Consider the following 14,791-nt stretch of genomic DNA (forward strand, 5'->3'; position numbering starts at 1 on the left):
GGCCAGATCCAGGCCGACTGTTGTAACCTTCATGCGGATGGCTCCTCTCGCAGCAGACAATGACATCTGCACTATGGCGCATTGCGACGCCGATGGAGCAGGAGCCATCCACTCCATCAGGTATGGGGAAGCTGCGCTGCGGCAACGCTGATCCTGGCCAAGGTCGGCTTCGGGCCGACCGCGACGGTCTTCGGCGCCGAGCAAATCGAGCCGTCCGCCCCGCCGCCGCGAGGCTGGCCCGGCCTAAGGACGATCTTTCCATCGGTTTCAGATCATGTGAGATTGAATGTGCCCCAACGCTACCCATCGGCGAAAATCATAGTGATCCTCTTCTATACACAAAACTCACCTTTTGCCCGGACTGCGCGCATCGCGCTTCGCGAGTGGGGCCAACTTACAGGAACCGAGGAGAGGCTTGCTGCGAACCGGGAAGTCGACAACCCAGTCTTGCTGTTCAGTCCTGTTGGGCGAGTACCAACCATTGTCGATGGCGGGCTTGTAATCACTGAAGCACGAGCGGTCTTCGCATATATCAAAGCGCGAGCCCAAGGCAGCAGAGAAGCTCCCCCTGAGGTCGACAGCTGGGCAGCCGTAGCTGCGGAGGGACAAATAGTTGGGTTCTTGGAAGGGATAGCTACCTGGGTGAGAGAGAATCGCAGAGCGCCACAAGAACGCTCGAGTTTCCTTGCAGCTGTTGAGCATGATCGGATGACGCGATGCCTCGTCCACTTAGATGAGCTGGCTGCTGAGCGACGACTGCCTAATGTTCGGGAGTTTGGCGGGGCAGCCTTGGCTTCTGCTCTTCAATTGATGTCGATGCATAACCTTTGTGTTGGATGGGAGGCCTCGCATCGCAATCTTTCAGAATGGCTCAACCCACAGCTTATGCGCCCCTCCATGCTTTCCACCCAACCCGTAATCTGAAAGGATGGGTGCCTGCTTTGTCCCGCGGGGCTGACCCTAGCGTGCCAGACCTTGCTGCAAGATGCCACGGATGGCCGGTTTGGGGAGGCTGCGCCGCAGCAAAGTCGAACCTGCGAAGGTCGGGATTGGGCCGCAAATGCCTATCGCGGGACAGTGGGGTTCGGGACGAGGAATGTCCACTGTCTTCGATATTCAGGCAAACGGAAACATAATCAACCTTATAAATTTTATCTTGGGCCGGGTTGCCGATACCCATTCAACGGCACCAGGCGCAACTGAACCGGAGGGACGAAAGCGCTAAGTGCCGGCTCGTGGCGCGGCTGCCCCGTCTCCTTTTGGCCGGCACGTGAGGCGCTATGAAATGGGCCGTCACCCGCAGGTCACCAATACTTCCCAACGGCCTCCGATCGTCTGTTTCCGAGACATCTAGCCCTGAAAGATTTCCGCTGCGAGCGCCTTGGAATTTCGCCGGATCTCGAGCGCCACCTCCTCGACCACCGGCGAGCGTGTGCCCCAGCTGGGAAAAAGGAAGGCATAACGCAAAAGGCCCTGAGGGGCGAATGGACGCAGAACAATGTCCTCGACACCGCTCGAGAGCGCCACGAAGGGATCGGTCAGGCAACAGCCGATGTTCAGGCCGGCCATCTGGCAGGCGATCACACCATTACGGGCCTCGACACGCACATCAAGGCGCTTGCCCGTCTGCTGGCAGAGCATTTCCAGGTGCTGGCCCAGCAGCGAACGGGCATGGGTTGCGACGATGGGATGGGCCGCGAATTCCTCGAAAGTGACCACTTTTCGGGCAGCCAGCGGGTGATCGGGATGCATGGCGACCATCATAGGCAGTTCCAGGAACGGTTCGACCTCGAAGGCCCCTTCCCGGATCGGCAGCGGCGCGACACCCAGATCGAAGGTTTCCTGAGTCACCCAGATGTCGATATCCAACCGTACCCGGGCGTCGATCTGCGCTGTCATCCGGGGGTGGCGTTCCATCACCGTGGCCAGCGCCTGGTTGATTACCGCGTTGGAAATGAACGGGGCAACCAGCAGGCGAAGATGTTCCTTACGACCGCGCCGGATCTGGTCCGCGCGCCGTTCGACCACGTCCTGCGCCTGCATAACCCTTTCAACTTCATAGTATAATTCCTTCCCTTCGCGGGTGAGGTGTAACCGTCGACCGCGCTTTACGAGCACGGCGAAGCCAACCTGCTGCTCCAGTGCCGAAAGAAGCCGGCTCACCTGAGGGGGGGTGCGCAGCAGCCGGTCCGCCGCGCCGCTGATCGAGCCCGTCTCGACGAAGGCCCGCAGCGCCTCGAGGGATTTCTGGTTCAGGTGCAAGGATGGTCCTTTCGCGATGCAGCCGTTCAATGGTTGCTCTTTACGCAAATGTTTTTTGAAATTATTCAATTTACGCAAGTCAAAATTTTGGCCTGTGTGGCGGAAACAGACCCAGACGGACTACAGCCCATGACTTCGCACAGCGACTTCCACCGCCGCATCGCCGCCTACGAGGCGGACCGGCCCGTGCCCTACAGCCCGCCCGCCACCCCTTCGTCGCACTACGTGCTCATGGCCGACGGCTGCCGGATCGCCATCGATGTCTACCTGCCGCAGGGCGCCACCCTGGGGACGCGCTTTCCGACGCTGCTGCTGTTCACGCCCTATTTCCGCCGTTTCCGCCTGGCTGACGGCTCGGACGCGATGCCCAACCCCAACACCGGCAAGTTTAGCAGCTACTTCGTGCCGCGCGGCTACGCGGTGGTGGTGATCGACGTGCGCGGCACCGGCGCCAGCTTTGGCACCCGCGATGGCTTCCGCTCTCCGACCGAGCGCCGCGACAGTGCCGAGATCGCCGACTGGGTGATCGCCCAAAGCTGGTCGAACGGCGTGCTGGGGGCCACCGGGATCTCGTATCTGGGAGCGGCCTCGGATTTCCTTGCCTCGACTGGGCATCCGGCGGTGCGCGCCATTGCGCCGCTGTTCTCGGTCTGGGACACCTATGCGGACAACTATTTCCCTGGCGGCATGCAGTGCAGCTCTCTGACGCAGATCTACGACACGCTGATGAAAGGGCTGGACCTGGACCGGCGCGCGCATTTGAAGGACTACAAGTACTACGCCCATCCCGACTATCAGGGCCCGCAGCCGGTTGACGAGGATCCCGAGGGCACGCTGGTGGCCCAGGCCGTGGCCGAGCATCAGGCTAACTTCCGCCAGACCGACTTCATGGCCGATTTCGCCTATCGGGAAGAGGGCCTGCCGTATGATCCCGACTATACCAGCGCCTCGATCAGCCCCTATGCCTATGCCGAAGGCATCCCCGAAGACGTGGCGATCCTGTCGGTCTCGGGCTGGATGGACGGCGCGGGCTATGCCAACGGCGCCATCGCGCGCTTCCTGACGCTGGACCGCAACCCCCGCCACCTGGTGCTGGGCCCCTGGGACCACGGTGCCCGCATCGACGTCTCGCCTTGGCGCAAGGACGAGACGCCCGATTTCCCGGTGCTGGGATGCGTGCTGCGCTTCTTCGATACCTACCTAATGGACCACCCCACCGGCCTGCGGGACGAACCTCCGGTCAGCTACTTCCTGATGCACGAGCAGGCCTGGGCCGAGGCCACCAGCTGGCCTCCCGTGCCGGCCGCCACAACCTTGCACCCTACCGAAACCGGCACGCTAATCCCGCAGAGCGCTAGCGGCGAGGCGCGGTACCAATGCACGCCGGACACCCGCACCGGCCTGGAAACCCGATACGAGCGCATCGCCGGGATGGATTCGCGCAACTATTACTGCGACTGGCAGGGCCGCGCCGGGGCCATGCTGAATTTCGACAGCGCCCCGCTGCCGCAGGCCATGCGGCTGGCAGGTCATGCGCTTTTGGACATGACGCTGCGCTTCGATGCCCCCGACGCCGGTCTTTTCGTTTACCTGACCGAGGTCGAGACCGACGGAACCGAGCGCTACATCACCGAAGGCGTGCTGCGTGCCCTCTTCCGCGCCGAGGCCCCCGCGCCCGAACATACCCGCATCAGCTGGCCCTACCGGACCTTCCACCGCGCCGATGCCCGGCCCCTGCCGCAGGGCGAACCGCAGCGGATCCGCATCCCGCTGCTGCCCACCGGCTGGACGCTGTCGGCGGGCAGCCGTCTGCGGCTGTCGATCGCCGGGGCCGATGCCGACCATTTCCGCAAGGTCCCTCATGGCCGGATGCCCGAGCTGCGCATCGACCTGGCGGAGACCTCTCTCGAACTGCCGATGGTCCCGGCATGAGCGCGCCGCGCGACTGCTCGGCGTTGCTGGCCGCGCTCTCGGCCCTGGCCGAACTGCGCGCGGCCACGGTGCTGCGCTACCGCGACGGCGGGGCCGAACGCATCTGGTCGACTCATCCGGCGGTCTTTGCCGCCGAAGGGTTCAAGCGTTTCGACGAGGCGCCGACCATGCGGCGGGTGCGCGATGGCGGCCGCCCGGTGCTGACCGAGGGCAGGGCGGCGCTGCAGGCGGGCTTTGCCGACTGGCAGGCGATCCTTGAGCGGGGTGCCGACGCGATCCTGAACCTGCCAGTCCGCGATCCTGCGGGCCGCTGCCTGGGCCAGGTCAACCTGATGGGGCGTTACGGTGGCTTTCCGGCCGACGTGATCGCCCGGCTTCAGTCTACTGCCGATGCCCATGCCGACTGCTTCTTGCCACCCGAACCACAGGAGACCCCGCCATGCGCCTGACCAGCCTGATCTACCGCGGCACCATCGTGATCGCCTATACGGTGATGCTGCTGCCCGTGCTGCTGCTGGTTGTGACCTCGTTCTTCCGCGATGCCATCATCGCCTTTCCACCCACGGGGCTGTCGCTGGAATGGTACCGCAACGCCCTGACCCGGGATGAATTCCTGTCGGGCTTCCTGGTCAGCGTGAAGGTTGCCGCCATCGCCACCGCGATCGGCGTACCCACAGGCACCGCCGCCGCCATGGCGCTGGTGCGCAGCCGGCTGCGCTTCAAGGCCGCGATCACCACCTTCCTGCTGGGCCCGATCATCGTGCCCGGGATTGTCGCCGGCATCGCGCTTTATCTGTCCTACCTCGCGGTGCAGAACCGCCTGGACATGGATATTGTCGGCACCCTGCCAGGGCTGATCGCCGCCCATGTGCTGCTGACCATTCCCTGGACGGTGCGGGTGGTGATCTCGGGGTTGCAGGGGCTGGACCGCAGCGTCGAGGAAGCGGCGCTGAACCTCGGGGCGCGCCCCCGTGCGGTCTTCCTGCGCGTCACCCTGCCGATGATGCGCCCGGCCATCGTTGCCGCCGCGATGTTCTCGTTCATCCAGAGCTTCGAGAACCTCGAACTGACGCTGCTGCTGGTCGGCCCCGGCATGAGCACCCTGCCCATCGCGATGATGAACTACCTCGAATTCCAGGTCGACCCCACGCTGGCGGCCGTGGCCACCCTGCAGATCGCCGTCATCGCCGCGATGATGCTGATCACCGACCGATACGTGAAACTGTCGCGCATCGTCTGACCCACCGGAGACACCCCGATGAAATCTCTTGAACTCGTCAACATCCGCAAGGAATACGGCGATGCCGTGGCGGTCGACGACATGAACATGACGATCCGCAAGGGCGAGCTGGTCTCTCTGCTGGGGCCCTCGGGCTGCGGCAAGACCACGACCCTGCGCATGGTGGCGGGCTTTGTCGCGCCAAGCGCCGGATCGGTGCTGATCGACGGCCGCGATGTCACCCACCGCCCCCCCTACGAGCGCAACACGGCACTGGTCTTCCAGTCCTACGCCCTGTTCCCGCACATGAGCGTGGCGCAGAACGTGGCCTTCGGGCTGGAAATGCGCCGGATGCCCCGCGCCGAACGCGAGGCGAAAAGCCTGGAGGCCCTGCGCCGGGTGCGCCTTGACCACCTGGCCGAGCGCTATCCGCGCCAGCTGTCTGGCGGTCAGCAGCAGCGCGTGGCCCTGGCGCGCGGGCTAGTGTTGAACCCCGATGTCTTCCTGCTGGACGAACCGCTGTCGAACCTGGATGCCAAGCTGCGCGCCGAGGTCCGTTCAGAGATCCGCGGCCTGCAGCAGGCGCTGGAACTGACGACGCTGATGGTCACCCATGACCAGGAAGAGGCGCTGACCATGTCCGACGGGCTGGTGCTGATGGCAGGGGGCCGGGTGCGCCAGTCCGGCAGTGCCCAGGACCTTTATGAGCGTCCCGCCGATGCCTTCGTGGCGGATTTCGTCGGCCGCTCGAACGTGCTGGAAGGCCGGGTCGAGGGCGGCAGCTTCCGCATGAAGGACGGCACCGCCCTGCCCGGCACCGCCGTGCCCACCGCCCGCTACTACACCCTGCGCCCCGAGAAGATCGCCCTGACATCGCCCGACCAGGGCGTGCCCGGCACCCTTCGGGAGGTGCTCTACCTCGGGGCGCAGACCGAATACACCGTGCTGCTGGGCACGACCCCGGTGACGGTGATCCGGGCCACCCCCGGCCCCGACGACACCCTGGCGCGGTTGCGGCCAGGCGACCCGGTGGGCCTACGCTGGAACAGCGCCGATGCCCGCCTTCTGGACAGCTAGTCCCAATCACAAGACCATCCCGACAGGAGTTCCCATGACCAAACTTTCCCGCCGCCAGTTCCTGGCCACGACCTCTGCCGCCGGGGCTTCGGCCCTTCTGGCCAGTCCCGCCCTTGCCCAGTCCAAGGAGCTGGTCGTCGGCACCTGGGGCGGCACCTTCGGTGACCTGCTGAAGGCCAATGTCGACGAGGCACTTCTTGTGCCGCAGGGCTATGACGTGCTGCAGGAGATCTCGGGGCCGGTCCCGCGCCGGACCAAGCTGATCACCGAACGCATGCAGCGCCGCGGCAGCATGGATGCCGCCCTGCTGGCCGATTTCGACATGCATGCCGCCGCCCGCGTCGGCGCGCTGGAAACGCTTGATGCCGGCAATGTGCCCAATTACGACACCATCCTGCCCTTCCTGAAGAAAAAGACCTCAGTGCCGCTGATCTATTCGGCCCATGTCATCGTCTACCGCAAGGATCTGGTGAAAACGCCGCCGACCTCGGTCCAGGCGCTGTGGGATCCCGCCTACAAGGGCAAGATCGGGCTGAGCGATTTCCTCTATACTTCGAACATGGCCTATGCCGCCGTGGCCAATGGCGGCACCGTCGATAATTATGCCAATGCCGAGAAGGGCGTCGAGGGCTGGAAGGCGCTGGAGGCCAAGCTGCTGCCCTCAACCGAGGCGGTCGGGCAGGCGCTGGCATCGGGCGACATCTGGCTGACCATCATTTCCGCCGCGCGCGGCTACAGCTGGCAGAAAAGCGGCATCGACCTTGCCTGGTGCGTCCCTGAAGAAGGCGCCTTCCCTGCCGTTTACGAGGCCGGTGTGCCGAAGAATGCGCGCCACCCCGAAGCGGGTCTTGCCTACATGAACGCCCTGCTGACCCCCGACGCCCAGGTCGCCTTCGCCGAGAAGATGGGCTACCTGCCCACGGTCAAATCCGCCAAGATCAGCCCCGAGCTTGAAGCCAGGATCGGCTTCTCGGAAGCCGAACAGAACAGGCTCTGGACTCCGGATCTCGACTTCATCATGGAAAACCAGGCGGGTCTTCTGGACACCTGGAACCGCATCCTCAAGGGCTGAGCCATGGCAAAACTTGTTCTTCCGGCAGGCCTTTTGGTGCTGGCGCTTTTGGGCGTGCCGATGCTGCTGATGCTGCGATACTCATTCAACAGCTTCGATCCGCTTTACCTGATGAAGGAAGCGTTCACCTTCGGGAACTATGCGCGCGCAGTGGTTGATCCCTATTACCAGAAGATCCTCCTGACCACGGTGGCGGTTGCGCTGGCCAGCACCCTGCTGACTACGCTGCTGGCCTATGGCCCGGCCTACTGGCTGGCCCGCATGGAAGGCCGCTGGAAGAGCAAGCTGACCATCCTGACCATGTTTCCGCTTCTGGTGGGGGGCGTGGTGCGTTCGGCCGGCTACATGGCGCTGCTCAGCTCGGACGGGCTGATCAACGCGACCCTGCGTGGTCTGGGCCTAATTACCGTGCCTTTGCAGCTTCTCTACACCCCCGGCGCCGTGGTCTTCGCGACGGTCGGGATTGTGCTGCCCTACATGATCCTGACCCTTGCCTCCGTGATCGAGAGCATTCCGCGCCAGGTCGAGGACGCCGCCGCAAATCTCGGCGCGCGCCCGGGTACGGCATTCATCCGCGTACTAATGCCGCTGTCGTTGCCGGGCGTCCTGGCCGGGTCGACCCTTGTCTTCATCCTGTGCATGAACGCCTACGCGACACCGCTGCTGCTAGGCGGGCCGCAATTTCAGATGATGGCGCCGGCAGTCTACGACCAGTTTGCCCGTGCTTCCAACTGGCCCTTTGGCGCGGCGCTGGCCTTTCTGCTGTTGGTCGTTACCGTGGCTCTAACCACTTTGGGTAGTTCGGTCATTGCGCGGCGGTACAAGGCAGGTTGAAGTTCGCCAGGATCAAACTTGCAGGTCGGGCACTGGTGCCCGGCCTGTCATCCTGAAACCACGGCTGTATCTCTTAGAGAAAGGGCTGAACTGCCAGCCCGCGAACCTTTTACCCGACGTTATTCATCGAACCCGTGCGGGGGCCGGATCAGGTGGCTGACGCGGGCAGTTTGGTCGGTCGTCGCGGTAGCGGGACGCGTCTTGGCGCCAGTTGCGCGGCCGGTTCTCGACAATGTCTGGAGCACGCCTGGGGCGACACAACCGCCCCAGGCGACCGCACGATCCGGCTAATCATGCGGGATCGGTGAATAAGCCGGGCTGAATGGCATAGTGGTCCTTCATCCCCGCGCCGCCGGTGAACCACAGCCCGCTGTTGAGCATTTCCATATCGTCGGTCAGGTAGCCCTCAAAAAGCGGTCACATCGCGCGCATTGAAGTGCGAGATGTAATCTTCGAACATCACCCGATCTATCAGGATGTCTTGTCAGGCGACGTGGATTTACGAAACAGGATCGTGAGGAGGAAGAGGAGCGTCTTGATGTCCAAGAGCTTCAGCGCCGCGCGTGCGTCCTCGGGTGTCAGCCGCGCGGCCATCGGCATGGCATCGAAGATCTTGCCACGGATAACCAAGTCATTCCCGTCCCGCTCCAGCCGCTTGACCGACATTAACGCATTGCCCTGTGCATCGTAGATCGCCATGTTCTTCTTCTTGCCGCTCATCACACTGCTCCCGCGATGACTTTGTCGAAGTCGATATCCAGATCGTCCAGAATCTTGATTGCGGTCGGTCGACCGGCGCCAAAGATCGCCCCGCCCGGATGCATGAACGGCCCGCACAGATAGAGCCTCTCGCAGCCCGGCACGGCATATTGCGCAAGCTCGGGCGTCGGGCGGAAACCGGAAGTCTGGAACAGCTGGAGCCCCGCGCCATGCACCTCGCCATTGACGAAGGTCGCAGGCGACCAACGCTGCATGTCGAGCGGGCTGTCAACCTCGCGCGCGATCACCGCATCGGCCAGACCAGGGTAGAAATGGCTGTGCTTTTCCAGCAGCCGGTCGGCCACATCCTCTTTGATATCGTCCCATTTACCGGGACCCTGACGCCCGATGTCGTAAGGCTGGTAGCTGGTCATGTAGAGGTTTGACGTTCCTTCGGGCTGAAGCCCCGGCAGCGCCGTTGGCCCGCCGCCTTGCAATGGGTTTTCCGTATTGACGCGACCCATCCGCAGCGGCTCGAAATTTTCGAGGAATTCTAGAAGGGTCGTGGCGTGGATGGTGTTGGCAGCGGTGCCGAACACCTCGTCGGGTAGATTGCCGGCAAAGGCGCTGACGGGCCGGTCCAGCGCAGCGTCGATCTTGAAGAGCGCATAAGGCGCGTTCGTGACCCGGCTTGCGCGGCGCAGCATCGCCTCATCCAGCCCTTCCACGAAATCGCCCAGAAGGTTGGGATGGATTGCGGCAACAACAGCATCCTTGGCGCGGAACTCTTCCCCCTCAATGGAGCGAAGGCCAACCGCCCGACCGCTCTCGACGATCACGCTGTCGATCTCGGTATTGTAGCGGATCTGGCCACCATGATCCTCGATGCAATCTATCAGCGCGCGCGGGAGCTCGCCGCTGCCGCCCTTGGCAAAGCCTACAGGGTAGTAATGCGTCATGACGATCATGATCATCACGCCCAGCCCCGTGCCCATGTCATCGGGGAACTGAAGGATGCCTTCCGAGGCCCATTTGAGAATGAAGATTTTCAGTAGGTCGCTCTCGAAAAGCTCATCGACGATCTGCAGGGGGCTGCGGAACATCAGGTCGATCAGCCGGCGGCCATCCTCGTTGCCCTGCATCATCATCAGGAATGCGCCCATCGGCACCGGCACGTTGAACATGCCCTGCATGAGCATCGGCATCATCCGCCCGCCCCATTCGACGAATTCACGATAGGTCTCGGCGTCTTTAGGCGAAAACCGGGCGATCTCCTCGCAGGTCTTGTCGATGCTGATATAGGACCGCATGTAGGTGAAATCTTTGAGTACAAGGCTCATTGGTGGGTCGGGATGGATATATTCCAGCCCATATTTTGACTTCAGTCCAAGCTCGTCGTGCAGCAGCATCGGGTTGGCCTGGATCATCCCGTGGATCATCGAATGCTTGTTGTGCAGAAAGCCCGGAGCTGTGCGCGGCAGCGTGACCGCGCCGCCACCGGCAAACTCTTTCTTTTCAAGTACAAGTACTTTCTTGCCCGCTTTGGCTAGATAGGCCGCGGTGCCGAGCTGATTGTGGCCTCCACCCATAACCACGACATCATAGTTTGACATAGCGCCCTCCCAAAATAGCGTCTCGTCCGCCCATAGACGCCCGCCTGCCGCGTATGAAAGAAGGCACATTTCTGTTCCTGTCTTGCGCGACGGGCAGGCTTAAATTACTTATACATATTAAATGGTTGATCGACCAACAAAATAAGGGAAATTCCATGACGGTAGATTTTTTCGGTCGGAAAAGACGTGCGGCGGGTGGTGACGGGTAGTGATACCCAGGGCAAGGCCATCGTGCTGTCCGCGGACACGCCCCCCAATGTGATTCGTCCCACGCATCAGCCGGAGCTGGCCTTCCACGAGCTGTTGCACACTGATGTAAGCCCCGCCCGGTCGACGGCAAACGAGCCCGAGCCGACCGACCGATATACCGAGTCCGCCCCGCCGCCCCATGGCATCATCATCCGCATGGTCGACATTCCGCCAGAGGGCAGAGCAGCCCTGAATTCGACAAGGAGGCAAGACGCGCCCTGGTTGCCCAGGTCGAGCTGATGGAGAATGCCGAACATATTATTCCGGGCCGCCATCCGCTGATGTACCGCACGGAGAGCATCGACTACGCTTCGCGCTCGACGGTCAGATCGTGCTGTCGCTCGATGACGAAGAAGTCGTGCTAAGCGCGGCGATATGGTCGTTCAACGTGGCACCATCCATGTCTGGGCCAACCGCACCGACCGCATGACCCGGATGCTGTTCATACTGAGAGAAATTGTGTTGATACATGACTTAAAACGCCAGGGCGTGAGCGCGATCGCCCGGCAGATTTACTGTGACGGAAAAACCGTCCGCAAGTATCTGGACCTCGGGCTGGAGCCTCCGATCTATGGGTCCCGCCCGCCACGAGGCAGCAAGCTTGACGGATATCATGCCTATCTGCTTGATCGGGGCGCCGATTTTCCAGGGCCTTCGGGGCGTCGGCTATTCCGGGAACTGCAGGGCAAGGGTTATGAAAGCGGGAAGTTCTGGACCAAGGTCCTGAGCGACTTGCGCAACCGGCGCGTCCAGGAACGCCTCATCGCCGTCGTGGTCGGGCTGAAGGGATTCCGTCAGGTGATCAAGGCGGCCCTCCCCCGGACACGGATACTGACCTGTATTGTCCATCTTCTGCGCTATTCCATGAACTTCAACAGTTAAAAGGATCGCAAGGCCGTCGGCGCCGGCGTCAAGACGATTTATACTGCGGTGGATGCTGATGCAGCCGAACTGGCCCTGGCAGAGTTCGAGGATAGCGATCTGGTCCGGCGGCATCCGGCAATCGCGCCCAGTTGGCGCCGGGCCTAGAACGAGGTCATCCCGTTTCTATACTACCCACCCGAGGTGCGCAGGCTGATCTGCGCCACGAATTCCATTGAGGCCATGAACTCGAAATTCCGCTGCGCCGTCAGCACCCACAGTCACTTCCCAAACGACGACGCAGCAACGAAATCGATCTATCTGGCGCTCAATGCTACATCAAAGGAATGGAAGCGCTCGGTGCGGGAATGGCACGCTGTCAGAAGCCACTCAGATTCTGCTCGGCCTCGTGTCCGGCCTTTCCGACATGCGGTTCATAGCCGCCTGCATTGCCTTTTCCCGCGAAAGCATGGCCTGGAAGACGCTGGCGGAACCTGCGCCGCAGGGCTGAGCGATCTGCATGCCACTAGGCTGCCCTCAGCCCTGAAGACCCTGCATGCCGTCGATCACGGCTTCCTCGAAATCCCGCAACAAAGCCGATGTCCGGCCGCTGGGGAATTTCGAGAAGCTCAACGTTTCGGTCGTGGGCTTTCCCGAAAGCGGCACGAAGCAAAGCCGCCCCCCTGCGACTTCGGTGAAAACATCCGCCCAGGTCAGCAGGCCCAGGCCGACACCCTGCCCCACCAGCGTCCTGACCAGCGAGACCGAATTGGTTACGGCCACGGCGCGCGACGTGGCCCGTGCGCCTTCGAGCATCGACTTGACCAGCGGCCCGATGGTCAGCGAATTGTCCGGCACCACCAGGTCCCAGTCCGCGATCCGTTCCAGCGGGATCCCAGCACTGCCCCAAAGCGGATGGCCCACTGGGACCACCAACCCGATTTCCATCCTGAGTTCGTGCAACGGGACGAGGCCGATATCGGCCGGCGCATTGAAGACGATGGCGTAGTCCAGCGTGCCGGAAAGCATCCGTCCCGCGATATCCCCGGTGCCCCCGACCGAGATCGTCATGGAAAAGTCCGGATAGACCCGCCGGAGGCGGCCCAGAACCTCTGGCAGGAAAACCTCCGCCAGGCATTCCATGACACCGATGCGCAGAGCGCCGCTGCGACCCTTGATGCCCTCGATCCGCGCGCGCAGGTCACGCTCGTCATTCTGCCAGCTGCGGATCTGCGCCAGAAGTGTCTCTCCTGCCTCGGTCAGCCGCATCCCCCTTGCGTGCCGCGTGAACAGCGGCGCACCGAACTCCTCCTCCAGGTTGAGGATTTGCCGGTTGAGCGCAGAGGGCGCGATATTGGCCCGCTCCGCCGCCCGCCGGATCGAACCGGACTGGGCCACCATTTCAAAGACCCGCGCTCCCTGGGTGATGATCGGCATTCGCGCTCCAGCGTTCTGATTTTGCGTACAACAGATGCCTTTTAATGCGCTTGTTGCGTTCTCTCTGTCAACTTAGCCTCCGCCCATTCTCAGCCCCAGTACTCAGCCCCAGGAAAAGGATGCCCCGATGGCCAACCAGATTTTGACCGCCGATCATGTTGTCACGATGGATGCCAAGCGATCAGTCCTGCGCAACGCGGGCGTGGCGATCAAGGCCAACCGGATCGTAGCGGTCGGCGAGAGGGATCGTCTGCTGGCGGACAATCCCGACCTGCCCGTCCGCCATTTCCCCAATCACCTGCTGATGCCGGGGCTCGTCAACGCGCATTGCCATTCGGGCATTCTGCGCGGCACCGCCGAAGGCCTGCCCGTCTGGGACTGGCTGCGGCTCTACATCGATCCGATGCACCGGGTCCTCAACCCGCGGGAGGCCGAAGTCGCCTCCTGGATCTGCTATGCAGAGGCGGCACTTTCCGGCACGACGACCATCGTCGACATGTGGCGCTACATGGAAGGCAGCGCGCGGGCAGCCAAGACGATCGGCACCCGCTCGGTCCTCGTTCCCTATGTGGGCGAGCACCCCGATTACGATTACTTCGAAACGCTCGAAAGCAATGAGCGCCTGCTCGAAACCTGGCACCGCAGCTGCGATGACCGGATCCATGTCTGGGTCGGGATGGAGCACCTCTTCTACGCCACCGAAGACAAGTACCGGGATTTCATCGACCTCGCCCGGAAATACGACACCGGCTTCCACACCCACAGCAACGAGGCGGAAATCGAGCTGGCCGAGATGGCACGGCGCTATGGCAAGCGGTCGGTCCAGGCTATGCAGGATTTCGGCTTCTTCGACACCCGGCACACCCTGCTGGCCCATTGCGTCTGGCTGGATGACACGGAAATCCAGATCATTGCCGATCGCGGCGTCGGCGTTGCGCATAACCCCGTCAGCAACATGAAACTGGCCAGCGGCATCGCCCCCGTCGAAAAGCTTCTGAAGGCCGGGGTTGCGGTCGGCATCGGCACCGACGGCGAGAAGGAAAACAACAATCTCGACATGTTCGACGACATGAAGGCGGCCTCGCTCCTGGGCAAGCTCAACACCCTCGATGCCGCCGCGCTCGATTCCTGGGACGTGCTGGCCATGGGCACCAGCCTTGGCGCCCGCAGCATCGGCCTGCAGGAGGACATCGGCTCTCTCGAGGTCGGCAAGAAGGCCGATATCGTCGCCCTGCGTACCGATACGCCGCGCATGACCCCGCTGATCGGAGACGGTCAATTCCTGAACCTGCACCACAACATCGTCCATGCGGCGCGGGGCGGAGACGTGGACATGACCATGGTCGACGGCAAGATCATCGTCGACGGTGGACAGCTGGTGAACGTGGACATGCAGGCGCTGATCCATGACGTGCACGACGTCATTCCCGGCCTCTTCGCACGGCGCGCCGAATTCCTGGCGCAGAACAAGAACGGCGCGGTCAGCCCGGTCTGAAAAACTGCGCGGGCCCCGGGGCCCGCGCCTTTCCCTTTTGG

At 62.7% G+C, this 14,791-nt stretch carries 13 protein-coding genes and 1 pseudogene; 10 read left to right on the forward strand and 4 right to left on the reverse strand.

From position 1 onward, the window contains the following. Positions 1–321 precede the first annotated feature (321 nt). Positions 322–924 carry a glutathione S-transferase family protein gene (locus KM176_RS25380; RefSeq protein WP_160897100.1) on the forward strand — a complete coding sequence of 201 codons (603 nt, stop codon included), beginning with the start codon at positions 322–324 and terminating at the stop codon, positions 922–924. Positions 925–1,350: 426 nt separating this feature from the next. Here KM176_RS25380 and KM176_RS23095 read toward each other — a convergent pair whose 3' ends face one another. Then, positions 1,351–2,340, reverse strand: coding sequence for a LysR family transcriptional regulator (locus tag KM176_RS23095; protein WP_160897099.1), 990 nt, complete (start codon positions 2,338–2,340; stop codon positions 1,351–1,353). A gap of 51 nt (positions 2,341–2,391) precedes the next feature. Between KM176_RS23095 and KM176_RS23100 the strand changes: the two genes are divergently transcribed. From KM176_RS23100 to KM176_RS23125, 6 genes are read left to right on the forward strand one after another with little or no spacing between them, the layout of a single operon-like run. Then, entirely contained in the window at positions 2,392–4,194 is a 1,803-nt protein-coding gene (locus KM176_RS23100) for a CocE/NonD family hydrolase (protein WP_160897098.1), read from the forward strand. Then, positions 4,191–4,643 carry a hypothetical protein gene (locus tag KM176_RS23105; protein ID WP_160897097.1) on the forward strand — a complete coding sequence of 151 codons (453 nt, stop codon included), beginning with the start codon at positions 4,191–4,193 and terminating at the stop codon, positions 4,641–4,643. The genes KM176_RS23100 and KM176_RS23105 overlap by 4 nt, the downstream gene beginning before the upstream one ends. After that, positions 4,634–5,434: an ABC transporter permease gene (locus tag KM176_RS23110; protein WP_160897096.1), complete on the forward strand. Its 801-nt coding sequence runs from the start codon at positions 4,634–4,636 to the stop codon at positions 5,432–5,434. Before KM176_RS23105 ends, KM176_RS23110 begins: the two co-directional genes overlap by 10 nt. 18 nt (positions 5,435–5,452) lie before the next feature. Further along, positions 5,453–6,490, forward strand: coding sequence for an ABC transporter ATP-binding protein (locus tag KM176_RS23115; protein WP_160897095.1), 1,038 nt, complete (start codon positions 5,453–5,455; stop codon positions 6,488–6,490). A 34-nt stretch (positions 6,491–6,524) separates the two neighbouring features. Next, a complete protein-coding gene (locus KM176_RS23120; protein WP_160897094.1) occupies positions 6,525–7,562 on the forward strand; it encodes an extracellular solute-binding protein in 1,038 nt (345 codons plus the stop codon). A 3-nt stretch (positions 7,563–7,565) separates the two neighbouring features. Next, positions 7,566–8,396 (forward strand): ABC transporter permease, encoded by an 831-nt coding sequence (locus KM176_RS23125; RefSeq protein WP_160897093.1) that lies wholly within the window; start codon positions 7,566–7,568, stop codon positions 8,394–8,396. 471 nt (positions 8,397–8,867) lie between these two features. On the opposite strand, the gene KM176_RS23130 is transcribed toward KM176_RS23125, so the two are convergent. Continuing rightward, positions 8,868–9,116, reverse strand: coding sequence for a hypothetical protein (locus tag KM176_RS23130; RefSeq protein WP_160897092.1), 249 nt, complete (start codon positions 9,114–9,116; stop codon positions 8,868–8,870). Continuing rightward, positions 9,116–10,708: a phytoene desaturase family protein gene (locus KM176_RS23135; RefSeq protein WP_160897091.1), complete on the reverse strand. Its 1,593-nt coding sequence runs from the start codon at positions 10,706–10,708 to the stop codon at positions 9,116–9,118. Before KM176_RS23135 ends, KM176_RS23130 begins: the two co-directional genes overlap by 1 nt. Positions 10,709–11,332: 624 nt before the next feature. Here KM176_RS23135 and KM176_RS25070 point away from each other — a divergent pair. Together KM176_RS25070 and KM176_RS25240 are read left to right on the forward strand one after the other, a co-directional pair. Continuing rightward, positions 11,333–11,839, forward strand: coding sequence for a transposase (locus KM176_RS25070; protein ID WP_236045438.1), 507 nt, complete (start codon positions 11,333–11,335; stop codon positions 11,837–11,839). A 156-nt stretch (positions 11,840–11,995) separates the two neighbouring features. Continuing rightward, a pseudogene (locus KM176_RS25240) lies at positions 11,996–12,166 on the forward strand (transposase); the annotation flags it as partial. 189 nt (positions 12,167–12,355) lie between these two features. Here the strand turns inward: KM176_RS25240 and KM176_RS23145 are convergent. After that, on the reverse strand, positions 12,356–13,255 hold the full coding sequence (locus KM176_RS23145) for a LysR family transcriptional regulator (RefSeq protein ID WP_202398101.1): 900 nt from the start codon (positions 13,253–13,255) through the stop codon (positions 12,356–12,358). Positions 13,256–13,382: 127 nt separating this feature from the next. Here KM176_RS23145 and KM176_RS23150 point away from each other — a divergent pair, with 127 nt between their 5' ends. Beyond that, a complete protein-coding gene (locus KM176_RS23150; protein ID WP_160897090.1) occupies positions 13,383–14,750 on the forward strand; it encodes an amidohydrolase family protein in 1,368 nt (455 codons plus the stop codon). Positions 14,751–14,791 lie beyond the last annotated feature (41 nt).

The organism is Pseudooceanicola endophyticus (genome assembly GCF_018760365.1).
Classification (GTDB): domain Bacteria; phylum Pseudomonadota; class Alphaproteobacteria; order Rhodobacterales; family Rhodobacteraceae; genus Pseudooceanicola; species Pseudooceanicola endophyticus.

Bases quoted from the DNA above. Each gene is read 5' to 3' on its own strand.
- KM176_RS23100 (WP_160897098.1), top strand. From the start codon at position 2,392: ATGACTTCGCACAGCGACTTCCACCGCCGCATCGCCGCCTACGAGGCG.
- KM176_RS23105 (WP_160897097.1), top strand. From the start codon at position 4,191: ATGAGCGCGCCGCGCGACTGCTCGGCGTTGCTGGCCGCGCTCTCGGCC.
- KM176_RS23110 (WP_160897096.1), top strand. From the start codon at position 4,634: ATGCGCCTGACCAGCCTGATCTACCGCGGCACCATCGTGATCGCCTAT.
- KM176_RS23115 (WP_160897095.1), top strand. From the start codon at position 5,453: ATGAAATCTCTTGAACTCGTCAACATCCGCAAGGAATACGGCGATGCC.
- KM176_RS23120 (WP_160897094.1), top strand. From the start codon at position 6,525: ATGACCAAACTTTCCCGCCGCCAGTTCCTGGCCACGACCTCTGCCGCC.
- KM176_RS23125 (WP_160897093.1), top strand. From the start codon at position 7,566: ATGGCAAAACTTGTTCTTCCGGCAGGCCTTTTGGTGCTGGCGCTTTTG.
- KM176_RS23130 (WP_160897092.1), bottom strand. From the start codon at position 9,116: ATGAGCGGCAAGAAGAAGAACATGGCGATCTACGATGCACAGGGCAAT.
- KM176_RS23135 (WP_160897091.1), bottom strand. From the start codon at position 10,708: ATGTCAAACTATGATGTCGTGGTTATGGGTGGAGGCCACAATCAGCTC.
- KM176_RS25070 (WP_236045438.1), top strand. From the start codon at position 11,333: ATGGTCGTTCAACGTGGCACCATCCATGTCTGGGCCAACCGCACCGAC.
- KM176_RS23145 (WP_202398101.1), bottom strand. From the start codon at position 13,255: ATGCCGATCATCACCCAGGGAGCGCGGGTCTTTGAAATGGTGGCCCAG.
- KM176_RS23150 (WP_160897090.1), top strand. From the start codon at position 13,383: ATGGCCAACCAGATTTTGACCGCCGATCATGTTGTCACGATGGATGCC.